Raw genomic sequence first — 13,162 nt, 5'->3', positions numbered from 1 at the left:
ACGACGGCGAAGCCGAAGGCTCCATCCGCCGCGGCTCCTATCACGTGCGCGGCAGCATCGCGGCGGACGACTACACGATCAGGGGCGATTATTATTACCTGGAGGCGCTGATGCGTCTGGAGCGCGGCGTGACGGGGTATTGGTACGAGCGCGGGCGTTGATTTGCGCATCGCACAGCTGCGGCCACCGCGCTTGATAGATGCTGGATCGGCAGTAACCTAATGATACAGCGAAGGAGCTGTGCCCTAGTCATGATCATGACTGGGGCACAGCTCCTTCGCGCTTCAGGGCACCGTTAGCCGGTTTTTCCAGTTAACTCCGGGCCGAACCTGCACTTGCGGGTGCAGTTATCCGGTTTTTCCGGCTAACTTCGCGCACGCTTAGCGACTCGGCACCGTGACGCCGTCAACAGCGAGCAGCCACTTTCAATCTACGGTTCGCTCGGCTGCTGCTGCAATACCCGAAAAACCAAACACGCGTTAACCGAACCGTACGGCTCCACGCGCACGGCCGTTCCGGCGGCGATGCTGTCCTCCAGTGTCGTCGCCGGCGGCGAGGAAAACACCTCCAGCCCCACGTTGTAGTGGCTGCCGAAGTACGGCGGGTTTGCCTCGCCGCCGTGATCCCGCCAAAACCAGAGATACGGCCATACTTCGGCATCCCAGCTCACCTCGGCGCCGATGCCGTCCGGCCGCCTCAGCGCGTAGCGACCTGCGGCTGCCGGAAGCACGCCGAACCCTCCCGTACTCCCTTTCGCAGGCAGCTCATAAAAGGCATCCCCGTCCGGCAAGGATATGCGCGTGCCCGGGACGAGAAACGGCTCGCCGAACGTGATGTGGTGTCCCCAATCGGCATGGATGACGGCCGGCGAAACGTTCGTCAGCCGCTCTTCCAGGCGAAAGCCGGCTTCGCCGCTCGTCATCTCGATGCTTTTCTCGATCGCCAGCGGCAGCGACCGCAGCTCCAGCCGGAAGACGACGCGGATGCGCGCCGGGCCGTCTTCCTCAACTTCATAACGCCAGGACGACAATGCCGCCTCCCCGTATGCCGGCATCTCCGCGCCCCGGTGCACGTGTCGCCCGCCGAGATTGGGGAGGATCTCCTGCCATCCTCCCTCATACTGGCTCTGAAAGTCGCCGAAGGCCGCCTCCTTCGGACGAAGCCCAAGCCGCGTGAACCATGCGAAGTCGGTATCGGTCGGCTTGTGCAGCAGTTCGATCAGGTCCGTGCCCTTGCCTGGAAGCACGGTCAGGCGAAACGCCTCGTTTTCCATAACCACGGCTTCATAGCCCTTGTAGACCAGATCGCGCTTGATCCGGCATCCGAAATTGCGATCGTCCGCTCTCACGCCGCGTTACGTCCCGCTCTGCTGCGCGAGGAACGCCTCGACCTGCTTCTTCAGCTCAGCCTTGATCGCCGCGATATCGCTCTGCAGCGCTTTGTTGCCTTCCCACTTGGCTTGCAGCTTCTGCAGACCCGTCGCAGGCGTCTCGACCATGCCGAGCTGGTAGGCCAGCGTTTCGGTGGAGATCTTGGCGAAGTCCGGGTTGGCAAGCTGGTTCTTCACCGGCTCCTGGTTAAAGGCGAAGCCCGCAAGCGCGGAACGCACGTATGACTTCTCGTCGGCGACATACCGGTAGTACGCGACCAGGTCGTCCGGAACGTTGGCCGACAGACGGATATAATTCGGATTCCAGGTCAGCATGTAGCCCGGGAACGTATAATTTTGCAGCGTATCGATGCCGTCGGGGTACTTGAACTTGTCGTCGCCGACCGGCTCCCAGTTCTTGCCTTTAATGCCGAGCTCGAACAGATCGTGATTGTCCTGGTTTTCGAAAATCCAGTTAATGAACGCCATGGCGCGATCGGCGTTGGCCGAGGTTTTCGGGATGCACAGGAAGTTCCAGACGCGGAAATCCGAGATGAGCGTCGGATTCGGCTGAACCATGTCGCGCACGGTCTTCTGCACGACGAACATGCCGAGCTCCGCCGACGGAACGCCCGCTTTGAGCTGCGCGTTGACGGCGTCCAGGTTGGCGACGCCCTCCATCATCGAAGCCGCCTTGCCGGCCGTGAACGTGCCGCGCGCGTCCTTGCGGACGATCGGCTCCTTCTCGATATATCCTTTATCGTGCCACTCGCGGATGGTCTGATAGGTTGTGTAGTCCGGCTGATTAAAGGGAGCAGGAAATGCCGCTGCGCTATCCTGCTTGTCGCCCGTCAGCTTGACGCCCTTGACCGTCTTGCCGTCCAGTTGGAGCGTCGCGACGACGTTCGGCGCCAGGTTCAGGTCCCACAGTCCCGCCTCGTACTTCACAGGCAAGTCCTTGTTGAAGTCGATTGCGGCCGTCGCGCCGTAGTTTCCGTCGTTGCGGATGACGAACGGAATCATGTTTTTGTCGTTCGCCAGCACTTGATCGAAGTAAGCCGTCAGCTCCTCGTAGGACTTGATGTCGCTCATCCCGTACTTGGCTGCCAGGTCCTTGCGGTAGTAGATGACCGGCATATCGCTCAAATATTGGCCGAGCGGTACGCCGTAAGTGTGCAGCTGCCCGTCCGCGCCGGTGAACTTGTTGTTGTCCAGATAGCCGCTTCCGAAAGCCTTCTTAAGTCCCGGGTATTGGTCGTTATTGAAATAGCCGTCGAGATTCGTATAGTTGTCCTTGGCAATGAACGCGTTCATATTCATCCAGGGCGCGTCGAACGCGATGTCGACTTGCTCGCCCGCAGCGAGCTTCAGCTTCAGCTTGTTGACATAATCCGCCTGCGGAGTGAACGTAACCTTCAGCTTCAGGTTCAGCGTATCCTTCGTCCGGCGCTCGAACTCGGCGACCACTTCGTCGAACTGCTTCGGCTTGTCGCCCCACAGCATAATGTTAAGCGTCAGCGGCTCCGGCGTCTTTTCCCCGGCCGTCCCCGCCGTCTGCGTCGCCGCCGCGCTGCCGGACGCGCTTGCTTCGCCATTCGTTCCGCTAGCTGCGGTTCCGCTTGCGGCATTGCCGCCGTTTCCGCCGCTGCTGCACGCCGCAAGCAGGCTGAGCGCCAGTGCGGATGCCAGCATCGGCGCCAGCTTTGCTTTTACGTTTCTCTTCATGTCTAGCCCTCCCGGTTATGAATGATGCGAATTGAAGCCGTATCAAATTGCGATGCTGAAGCTATGTCAACCGGCCCTGCGGCCGTGCTCAGCCTTTAATAGCGCCGACCTTTAATCCCCCGACGAAATAACGCTGCAGGAACGGATAGAGGAAAATGATCGGCCCGACCGTGACCATCGCAGTCGCCAGCCGCACCGTGTAAGCCGGAACCGCCTGAACCGCCGACGGCGTGCCCGACACGGCTATATTTTGCGCCATATCGATGTTGCGGATAATCTGCATGATGATATATTGCAGCGAATACAGCTTTGGGTTTTCAATGTACAGCATAGCTGGCGCCCAGGAGGACCAGTAGGCGAGCGCATAGAACAGTCCGATCGTGGCCAGCGCCGGCAGCGACAGCGGGAGTACGATGGACCGCAAGATCCGCAGCTCCCCCGCGCCGTCCAGCTTTACGGATTCGAACAGCTCCTTCGGAATGTCGTTGAAAAAGTTTCGCATCAAAAACAGGTTCCATGGCGACAGCACGGCAGGAAGGATGTAAACCCAGATCGTATCCTGCAGATGGAGATACCGTGTCGTCAGAATGTAGCTGGACACCATGCCGCCGCTGAACAGCATCGTAAAGTAGAAAAACAGGGCGAGCTGCGGCGCATAACGGAGCCGGCTGCCGGACAGGGAATACGCGGCAAGGCTGGTGACCAGAAGACTGAGCGCCGTGCCGGCGACCGTGATGAAAATGGTGACGAGGTAAGCGTCCGGTATCGTATTCGTGCTGAAGATCGCTTTGTATGCGTTAAACGAGAAGGCTTCGGGCAGGAGCCGGTATCCGTTGCGCAGCAGCGTCGCTTCCTCCGTAAAGGAGCTCGCGATCACGAGCAGGAACGGATACAGGCACAAGGCGGCGAAGACAATCGTAAAGGCATAAAATAGGACCGCCAGCCATTTGTCGTTGCGGGAATTTTGCATTGCGGCCGTGTCGCCTCCTTGCTGTTTAGAATAGGGCGGATTCGCGATCGAGCTTGGCTGCGATCTTGTTCGCCGTGACGACGAGCAGGAAGCCGACCACGGATTGGTACAGCGCGATGGCCTGCGTCATGCCCAGCGAGCCGGACGTCCGCAGCGCTCTGAACACGTAGGTGTCGATCGTATCCGTACTTCCGAAGAGGAACGAGTTGTCGCCGACGAGGGAGTAGATCATCTCCAGATTGCCGCCGAAAATGTTGCCCAGACTGAGCAGGAACAGCATGACGATCGTGCTCTTCAGCAGCGGCAGCGTAATGCGGAAGATGCACTGGAAGCGGGGGGCGCCGGCGATCCGCGCCGCCTCGTACAGCTCCCGGTCGATGCCGACGATCGCGGCCATGTAGACGATCGCGCCGAAGCCCGCCGTTTTCCACAGATTAACGAGTACGAGGATCGGCGGCCATACGCCGGGCTCCGTGTAGAAATCGATGGGCGCAAGTCCAGCCGCATGCAGGAACTGATTGATCGCGCCGGTATCCGCCGTAAAGAAGGTGACGGAGAACAGCCCGATGATCGGCCACGAGATAAAGTTCGGCAGGATCATGACGGACTGCACGGTCCGAACGACCGCATTGCGTCCGAGCTCGGTCAGCATGACGGCAAGCGCCAGCGCCAGCGCGGTGCCGGTGATAATGAACATCAGGTTGAAGAACACCGTGTGAAACGTAATGATCAGCCAATCGCTGCCCCGGAAGAAAAACCGGAAGTTGTCGAGGCCGACCCACTCGCTGCCGAACAAGCCGGCGAGCGGATTAAAATCCTGGAACGCGATCGCGACGCCCGCCATAGGCAAGTACGAGAACACGACGCTGAACAGGACGGCCGGAACGGCCAGCAGGTAAAGGGAACGATTATGAACGATTTCCCGGATGCCTCTATGTTTGTTCGTTATGCGGCTCATCTGCCCGCCCCCTTTCGCTTCTTATTGTAAACCCTTTCAGGGAAAGCCCGGGACGGAACGGTTTGCTCCATTGGGAAGGTTTTTTTGCGCTGATTCGCCGCAAAAAGCAAAAAAACCGGCCATTTCGGCGATAAGATTCGCCGTAAATGGCCGGATGGCACCGGGCTGCACATGATGGCAACGGGTTGCATTGGGTCGTACCGGGTGGTACTGGAGGGCACTGAATGGCATTGGATGGCTATTCGTCTTCCTGCGCCTTGATTTCGTTCCGGCTGCGGAGGCGGTACTCGCCCGGCGTAAGACCGGTCTTGAGCCTGAAGATTTTGCCGAAATACTTTTCGTCCTCGAAGCCCGACAGCTCCGCGATCCGGTACACCGGCTCGTTCGTGTTCCGCAGCAGCTGCTCCGCCTCGCGGAGGGACATGCGCTGCGCTGCCGCAACGTAGGACTGCCCGGTAATCTCCTTGAAGCATTTGCTGAAGTAGCCGACGCTCATCGTCACCGCCTTGCACACGTCCGCCTGGCTCAGCCGCTCGCCCGGCCGCTCGTGCAGCAGGTCTACCGCCCGGATGACGGACCGGATCACCTCTTCCGAGTACATGGTGCCGCGAAGCAGGCGGCGGGCGGCTGTCCGGAACGCTTCCGCTTCCTCGGCAAGCTCGGATACCGAGCTACCGGCCGGCCATCCGGATGCAGGACGCGCTTGCTCGAGCGACGGACATTTGTCCAGCCACAGCTGCAGCGACTCCTCGAGCTTGCCCCGCCAGACGGCGGCAGGCAAGGCGCGGGCCGTATCGTCCAGCATCTGCCCGTACCGGCGGTCGTCGACCAGCCAGCTGAGCGTCTCCCATGCGGCGGCGATGTCGTCTCCATGGATCCCGGTTCCGACAGCGCCGACAGCTGGCTCGCCTTGCTGCTCCTGCAGCCGCCTGGCCACGCGCCCGAGCAGCTCCTGGACCGAATCGTCGTCAAGCTGCGTTTTGACCATATAATCGACCGCCCCAAGCCTCATCGCCTGCTGCAGATAATGAAAGTCCTGGTGGCAGGTCAGCATGACCGGCAGCACGCGGGGATAACGCTCCCTTACGATGGCGAGCAGCTCGAGCCCGCTCATGCCCGGCATCGAGATATCGGCCAGCAGCACGTCGGCCTGCAGCCGCTTCAGCGCCTCCAGCGCCTCTTCGCCGCTCGAGGCTTCGCCGACGAGCGTCATGCCGAACCGCTCGAACGGCATCATGCTCGCGATGCCCCGGCGAACGAGCGGCTCGTCCTCCACCATGAGCACTTTAATCATCGAGGACGCCTCCTTCAGGCCGGATCGGTACCAGGATTCGAATGCGCGTGCCTTTGTCCGGCTCGCTGTCGATCTCGAGCCGCGCCGCGCCGCCGTAGTGCACGTCCAGCATTTTTTTGACGTATTGAAGACCGATGCCCAGCCCCTGTCCGCGTCCGCCGCCTTCGAGCAGCTCGTTCATCCGCGCCTCGGTCATGCCTTTGCCGTCGTCTGCGACGGTAATGTCCAGGCGTTCGCCGTCTTCCTCCCGGATCGTCACGCGGATGTCGCCCTGCTCGCTCAGCAGCCCGTGGTACAGCGAATTCTCGACGAGCGGCTGGAGCACGAACCGCGGGATCGGCGTCTCGCCCAACCGGGGATCGCAATCGATCGAGACGTTGAACCGGTAATCGTACCGGACGTTCTGCAGCTCGATATAATCGCGGAGGGCGACGATCTCGTCGCGGACCGTCACGACCATGCTGCCCTTGCCCAGGTTGTAATGCAGCACGCGCGTGAACACCTTGACGAGATTGTAAATCTCGTCCTGGCCGTTCGCCTTGGCAAGCCATTGGATCGTATTGAGCGAGTTGTGCAGAAAATGCGGATTGATCTGGCTCATCAGTTTCTCGACTTCAAGTTCGCTCCTGCGCTTCTCCTTGCGCTCGACCTCCGAGATCAGATCGATGATCCGCTCCCGCATCGACTGGAAGCTCGCAAACAGCATATCGAACTCCTGCAGTTTCGTTGCGATCGCCGTTTTTGCCGACGGATCGTGACTGAAGCTTCTGATCGCGCGGTTCATTCGCTGAATCGGATGATACACCATACGCCATATATAAGAAGCGGCTAAAATGGTTACCAGAATGGACAAGGCGGCTACGAGCAAAAATTGGCGCTGCCACTGGCGCAGCTCCCGGCGGAAGTCGTCGAGCCCAACGAGCGAATACAGCCTCCAGCCTCCGCCGCCGACCGACTCGAAACGCTTGAATGCGTTTAAACCTTCGCTATGCGGATCCAGATGCTGTCCGACCTCGGCCCCCTCCGGCAAATCGCTGTACATCACAGTGCCGTCGGCTTGCGTCAGCACGTTAAGCGGGGCGCCCTTCGCCTCCGTTCCCGCCGGCCGCAGCAGCTCGCCGAAGTCGGCCTCCAGATACATGTAATAGGAACGGCCCTCGCCGTATTCGACGAGACGCGTCAGGGAGAGGACGGGCTCGTCGTGCCCCGCCAGCGCCGACGGATGCGGTCCGAGAAACATCAGCTGGTTCGCCCGGTAAAGCACATCCTCCGGCCGCGGACGCAGCACCGTGTCGGGCAGGTCAGGCTTGATCGGCGCGGATTCGAACTGGTAGGCGGACGGATAATCCGGCATGAAAAAGAACAGTCCGTTCACGATCAGATTCGAGTAAGCGATATTGATGAGCGACTTGTCGATGCTGCGGAACAGCTCCGTCTTCTCCACCGGGTCCGCGGCCGTCAGATAGGCGATGATATCGTCGCCAAGGCCGCCGTCCACGACGAGCAGTTGCGATACGCTGCCCAGCGTGGCGGCGGCCTTCTCGATGGCGGCCCGCTGTCCGTCGACCATGGACTGATAGTTCGCGACGATTTTCTCGCTCTGGCCTTTGTACATCCAGTAATAAGAGGTAAATCCGATCAGCACGATCGGCGTAATGGTCACGACGATCAGCAGAATGCTGAGCCGGCCCCGCAGCGTGTCCAGACGGATCGCGCGCCAGAGGCTCGAACCAACGGCACGGCTCATGGCGCTGCTCCTTCCCGTCTACGGCTTAAGTTCCTACAGTATAGAACAGTTCGCCGTGCCGAGTCATCCATCCCTTTGAATCAGGCATCGGCCTTCGCACCTCACCCGACAGCCTTCACCCGAACCTTCACCCGCTCGTTCGGCGCGAGCCGCACGGCAACCCGGCCGGCAGCGTCCGGCAGGATGCGCTCCTCCGCCGCGGCCGCGCCGCGCAGCACCTCGAAGACGGCGCCGGCGGACGGCAAGCCCGTCTCCAGCGCGCAGTTCTTTTCCGTTTCCCCCAAGTTCGCGATCAGGAAGGTTCGCGCTTCGCGGACGTCGGAGCGGCGCGTCAGCTCGTAGCCGTCCAGGTTCATGACGTAGATGTCCGGCTCGCTGCAGGACAGCCATTGATCCCACAGCATCGCCGCCCGGAAGGTCTGCCCGGCGCCGTAAATTTCCTGGCCCGCGTAGCCGGTCTTGTCGTCCTCGAGCGTCCCCAGATTTTCCAGCGGAATATATTGGAGCTCCGACAGCCGGAATTTGTCGGGCAGGCAGCGCGGGAAGCAATAGTAATTGTTGGTCCTTGCCTGGTTAAACGCCAGCAGCAACCCGGGCGATGCGTCTCTGTCCTTCAGCGTCGAAGCAATCCGGGCCGAACATTCGATATTTTCGAAAAACGCGGGATACAGCATCGGCGTGCATGCCTGGAACATGCCCCAAATCCGGTAATCGGCAAAAGAAGGATCGTCGTACCAATACATCATGCGGAGGTTTTGCGCGAGCAGATAGCGGTAGGCCTCTCCGTAGGAAGGGTCCCCGGTCTCTCTCTCCAATCCGTCCGCCGCCTGCACGGCCATCGACAGCAGGAACGACTCCTGGTGCAGGCTGTTTACCGGCAGCTGCAGCAGCACCTGGAGCGAGCGCTCGGCTTCCGCCAGATATTCCGCGTCTTTCCTTGCCTTGTACAGCAGCAGCATAAAGTAGGCATAGGCGCCGGCCACCGGATAGTTGTCGCCATTGCCGTGCTTGCGAAGCTCGGGCGCGCGGAACGACAGCGGAAACAGATACCCCGTCTTCCGGGCGAGCGGAATGACGATCCGGTTCACGGCTTCCTCGATGCGCGCGCAAGCTGCCTCGTCTTCTCTGAACCAGGCGGCCCGCCACCATTCGTGCAGCAGGTAAACGTACTGCCAGGTGCCCCAGATTCGCGGTTGTTCGCCGAGAAACTCGCCTCCCCCGTGGTTGATATATTGCCACACCTTATCCCGCAGCAGCGTGTATTCGGACGCAAGGGCCGCTTCCGCGAGCTCCGTAAGCGGATGGATCATCATCAGCGCCGCGTCGAGTCCGGGCTGGTTGCGGAAGTCGATCGTCAGCCCCTTCGCCTTGAACGACTCCTCCCACGCCGGCGATACGCCGTTGACGTAAGGAATCAGCATGTCGCAGCTGCCGTCGTTGCTCCAACAGGCGTTCGTATCCAGCAGGTCCGCCGCGCACTTCAAGCCGAATTCTCGCCAGCTCGCGCGGTTGGGGGGCGAAGCCGTCGCCTTCGGGACGAAATGGAGGCAGGCTTCCACCAGATCGACTACGGCGCTCTGCTCGGTCGGAGGCGCGTCCAGCGAGAAGCAGCGGATGCCGTAGGAGAATCGCGTGCCCGCCACCGGAATGTCGGCCGAGAACGCGCGGTCTCCGATCAGCCCGACCGCCAGCTCGCCCGGTCCGTAGCCGTAGGTTCTGCGCAAGCCGCACCGGTAATGAAGGAAGCGCTCTATGCCCGATTCTGCCATCCACCCCATGGCGGACATATCGAAAAACAGCATGACACCGAATTTTTTGTACGAATCGTAATAATAGCAAGCCGGAAAATCGTTGCCTCTCGCTTCGTCGTTCCACTTGGTCGGATTGTCGATGTTCGTCTTGAACCAGACGTGGTCGCCGCGCTCGTAAGGCGGCAATTCGCCCAGGTTGACGGCGATCTCCGGCTCGAGCGGACCGTTCCCGATCGCCACCTTCCCTTCGCCTTGCAGCGCGATCTCGATCCGCACCCAGCCGGTCGCCGGCTCGGCTTCGGCCGTGCCAGTCCACTCGTACAGCAGGCGTCCGTCTTCGAATACGGCACCCTCGAACGCCAGCGCGTTCGGCGAACGCCGCTCGATTCGCGCCGGGAACAGATTAAACCGCGCGCCCCGCACGAGCGGCTGCAGCGCCGGCGTCATCGCCCTGGCCTGTTCGCCCTCCTGCGCCGTCAGCGTGTAGCCGTAACCGCCGACCGCCTCATCGTATTGCCAGATCAGCTTCGTCTGCCCGCCGCTTGCCAGTTCGTAGTCCTGACGGACCGTTTGAATGTCGTTCAACATGGTTTCCCCTCTCGCTTCCTTTGCCGTCGCCGGCTTTGTTTTTATGAACGGTCCCCGCGGTATTCGGTTCTTACGTTGAAGCCCTCCGCGCGAAGCGAAGACAGCCGGCCGCTCCCGCCGGACCAGCCGACCGTCCGGCATTCGCCGGGCAACAGCGTCAGTCCGTTGTCCGCGAAGTGAACCGGGCTCCCGGCATCGTCCTCCGCCTCGAGCCACATCTCCACCGCCGCGACGCTTGATTGGTTGGATACCAGAACTTCGCGGTCGCTTCCGGAGGCGGGCAGGACCGTCACGGCTCCCGCCTCGGGCAGCGATCGCAGCGCCTCCCATGAGCAGCCAACGTCCGCCGCCGTGAACAAGTACGTCGTCTCCGCGAGCGTCCGGCCGTCCAGCGCCGCGGCTTCAAGCCGCAGCAGGAAAACAGGCTCCGCCAGCTCGGGCACGGCAAACGCGACCGCGCCGAGCGCCGCCGACCCGGACGGCAGCGGAAAAGCGGAAAACTCCTGCTCAGACATCAGCGCGCCTCCGAGATCGAAGGCAGCCGCGCGGACGACGGCACCGGCTGCCGGATGGAAAGCTTCGGCATATTCGGCGTGAAGATGGATCTCCGCGACGAACGTCTCGCCGGCCGGGTACCGCGCCCTGTCGTACCGGGCCGACACGTGAATCGGCGCGAACGCTTTTTTTAAGGCGTAATAAGCGGGCTTGGGCATGCCGTCGTACTCCAGAACCGAGGTGTTGGCGTTATTCGGGAACGGCTCGTTGCCCATCCATACGAGAAACCCGGATGCTTGCGGCGCGCGCCTGCGCGTCCCTTCGGCCGAATAACGAAGCGACTCCTTCTGCAAAAATCGACTGCAGCGCGCGAACACCTCCAGTTCGTCCTCGTCGCGGCGCCACGGCCCGAACGACTCGCTGACCGCATCCCACGGCACCCACCAGCTGCCGCGATGCGTCCAGTACGGATTGTCCGCGGCCGGCGGCCACGCGTCGCACGTGCCACGCAGCGCCCGGAGCAGACCGGCGCGGGAGGCGCCCGGCGTGCCGGTCTCCGAGCGGAAAAGCGCGTCGTCTCCGTTGAAGAAGGCGTAGTGGCCGGGACTCCCGGCATAAAGCCACGGGCCGTGCACGTCATGATGGACGCCGCGTCCAAAATCCCTCGCATCCGCACAGAACGCAGGCCCCGACGCGCTGGCCGGCAGGAAACGCCGGCCCGGATCGAGCTCGCGGATCAGTCCGGCCAGCATGGCGATGTTCGCGTGACGCTCGTCGACCGGACGGAAGCCTTCCCACATCAATTCGTTGCCCCCGCACCAGAGCAGCAGGCTCGGATGCGCCCGCTTCTCGCGCACGGCGGCCGTCGTGACGGCCGCGAGCCTCTCAAGCAGCTGCGGATCGTCCGGCGGGCAGTTGTCTAGCGCGCTGGACGACTGGAGCAGCTCCTGCCAGACGAGCAGGCCGCGGCGATCGCAATAATCGTAGAACGCGGGCGTTTCGATGATGCCTCCGCCCCAGACGCGCAGCACGTTGACGTTCATGTCCGCGAGCGGGTCGAGCCGGGCCCGGTAGTCCGCCTCCGTGACCGCGCCGTAATAGGGAGATACGGGCACCCAGTTCACGCCCCGGAGAAAAACGGAAATGCCGTTGACGACGGCCGTGTACGGCAGCGCGTCAGCCGGCGATCCCGGATTGGCGCGCCACTCGATGCGGCGGAAGCCGATCGTTCTGGCCGCAGCGGCGAGGATGCGGCCATGGCCAGCCCGCAGCTCGATACGCGCCCGGTAGAGCGGCTGCGCGCCCATGCCGGCGGGCCACCACAGGTCGATGCCGGCTACCTCCGCCGCAAGCGTCAGCCTTACGGGGCCGGCACGCAGCGCTTCTCGCCGGCTCGCTTGCCAGATCGTGCGGCCCTCGGCATCCTCGAGCGCGTACAGGCAATCGTACGCGCCGGACCGCATAACTTCGAGCTCCGTCCGGAAGCTCACCGCGCCCTGCCCGGCTGCTGCGGCAGGCGCGGCCTCCGGGTAGAAGTCCCGGACGGCCACGCCTTCGTACGTGCGAAGCCGAACGTCCCGCCAGATGCCGATGGCGATCATCCGCGGGATCCAGTCCCACCCGTAGCCGAAGCGCGCCTTCAGGTGGCGGATCCGCGACGAGTAGCCGACCTGGCCGTCCAGCTCCGGCGGCTGCCGGAACATGACCTGCAGCAGGTTCGCCCCACCGGGCGCCAGGGTGCCCGTCACGTCGACGACGACCGGAAGGAACGTCCCCTCGAAGTCCGTCGCCTTCCGTCCGTTCCAGAACACGCTGCCGGCGTAATCCAGACCCTCGAACACCAGCTCGCAGCGGTCCCTCTCCCAGCCTTCCGGAATATGCACCGTCCTGGAATAGATCCATTCCCGCTGCGTCACCCATTCGCCGTGCAGGCTGTCGAGGCCGACGAACGGGTCCGCCATCCGTCCGGCCGCGAGCAGACCGGCCTGCACGGCGCCCGGCACCGTTGCCGGCAGCTCCGCCACGGCCGGCAGGATGGACACGCCAAGCTCCATCGACAGCCGAGGCTGCCATTGGTTCGGGTACCAGCCCGTCAGCCGCCAGTCCGCGCCGCTGAGCGACAGCTCCTCAGCTGCTGCGGCTTTAAGCTCGTAGGCAGCCCCCGAAGCAAGGTCGGAGACCCGCTCCGAAGCCGGCGCCGAGACCGGCTCCTCCCTTTCGCACAGATCGACACCTTCAACCGTCCCTGCATCGCTTGCCATCTTT

The 13,162-nt window shown here is 62.4% G+C and carries 8 protein-coding genes and 1 pseudogene; 1 reads left to right on the top strand and 8 read right to left on the bottom strand.

The window, feature by feature from the left end; translation table 11 throughout:
* Positions 1 to 161: pseudogene (locus KVT38_RS34575) on the top strand (glycoside hydrolase family 88 protein); the annotation flags it as partial.
* A 269-nt stretch (positions 162 to 430) separates the two neighbouring features.
* Here the strand turns inward: KVT38_RS34575 and KVT38_RS00930 are convergent.
* From KVT38_RS00930 to KVT38_RS00895, 8 genes are all read right to left on the bottom strand, one after another.
* A complete protein-coding gene (locus KVT38_RS00930) occupies positions 431 to 1,348 on the bottom strand; it encodes an aldose epimerase family protein (RefSeq protein ID WP_217591797.1) in 918 nt (305 codons plus the stop codon).
* A 6-nt stretch (positions 1,349 to 1,354) separates the two neighbouring features.
* A complete protein-coding gene (locus tag KVT38_RS00925; RefSeq protein ID WP_217591796.1) occupies positions 1,355 to 3,094 on the bottom strand; it encodes an extracellular solute-binding protein in 1,740 nt (579 codons plus the stop codon).
* Positions 3,095 to 3,182: 88 nt separating this feature from the next.
* The gene (locus KVT38_RS00920) at positions 3,183 to 4,064 is read right to left on the bottom strand and encodes a carbohydrate ABC transporter permease (RefSeq protein ID WP_217591795.1); all 882 of its coding nucleotides are present in this window, start codon (positions 4,062 to 4,064) and stop codon (positions 3,183 to 3,185) included.
* 25 nt (positions 4,065 to 4,089) lie between these two features.
* Positions 4,090 to 5,022, bottom strand: coding sequence for an ABC transporter permease (locus KVT38_RS00915; RefSeq protein WP_217591794.1), 933 nt, complete (start codon positions 5,020 to 5,022; stop codon positions 4,090 to 4,092).
* A 238-nt stretch (positions 5,023 to 5,260) separates the two neighbouring features.
* Positions 5,261 to 6,316: a response regulator transcription factor gene (locus tag KVT38_RS00910; RefSeq protein ID WP_217591793.1), complete on the bottom strand. Its 1,056-nt coding sequence runs from the start codon at positions 6,314 to 6,316 to the stop codon at positions 5,261 to 5,263.
* Positions 6,309 to 8,063, bottom strand: coding sequence for a sensor histidine kinase (locus tag KVT38_RS00905; protein WP_217591792.1), 1,755 nt, complete (start codon positions 8,061 to 8,063; stop codon positions 6,309 to 6,311). The genes KVT38_RS00910 and KVT38_RS00905 overlap by 8 nt, the downstream gene beginning before the upstream one ends.
* A 101-nt stretch (positions 8,064 to 8,164) precedes the next feature.
* A complete protein-coding gene (locus KVT38_RS00900) occupies positions 8,165 to 10,402 on the bottom strand; it encodes a hypothetical protein (RefSeq protein WP_217591791.1) in 2,238 nt (745 codons plus the stop codon).
* A gap of 41 nt (positions 10,403 to 10,443) precedes the next feature.
* Positions 10,444 to 13,158, bottom strand: coding sequence for a glycoside hydrolase family 2 protein (locus tag KVT38_RS00895; RefSeq protein ID WP_217591790.1), 2,715 nt, complete (start codon positions 13,156 to 13,158; stop codon positions 10,444 to 10,446).
* Positions 13,159 to 13,162: the final 4 nt, after the last annotated feature.

The organism is Cohnella sp. GbtcB17 (assembly GCF_019091135.1).
Classification (GTDB): Bacteria; Bacillota; Bacilli; order Paenibacillales; family Paenibacillaceae; genus Cohnella.
This window is presented reverse-complemented; position numbering and strand designations above follow the sequence as displayed.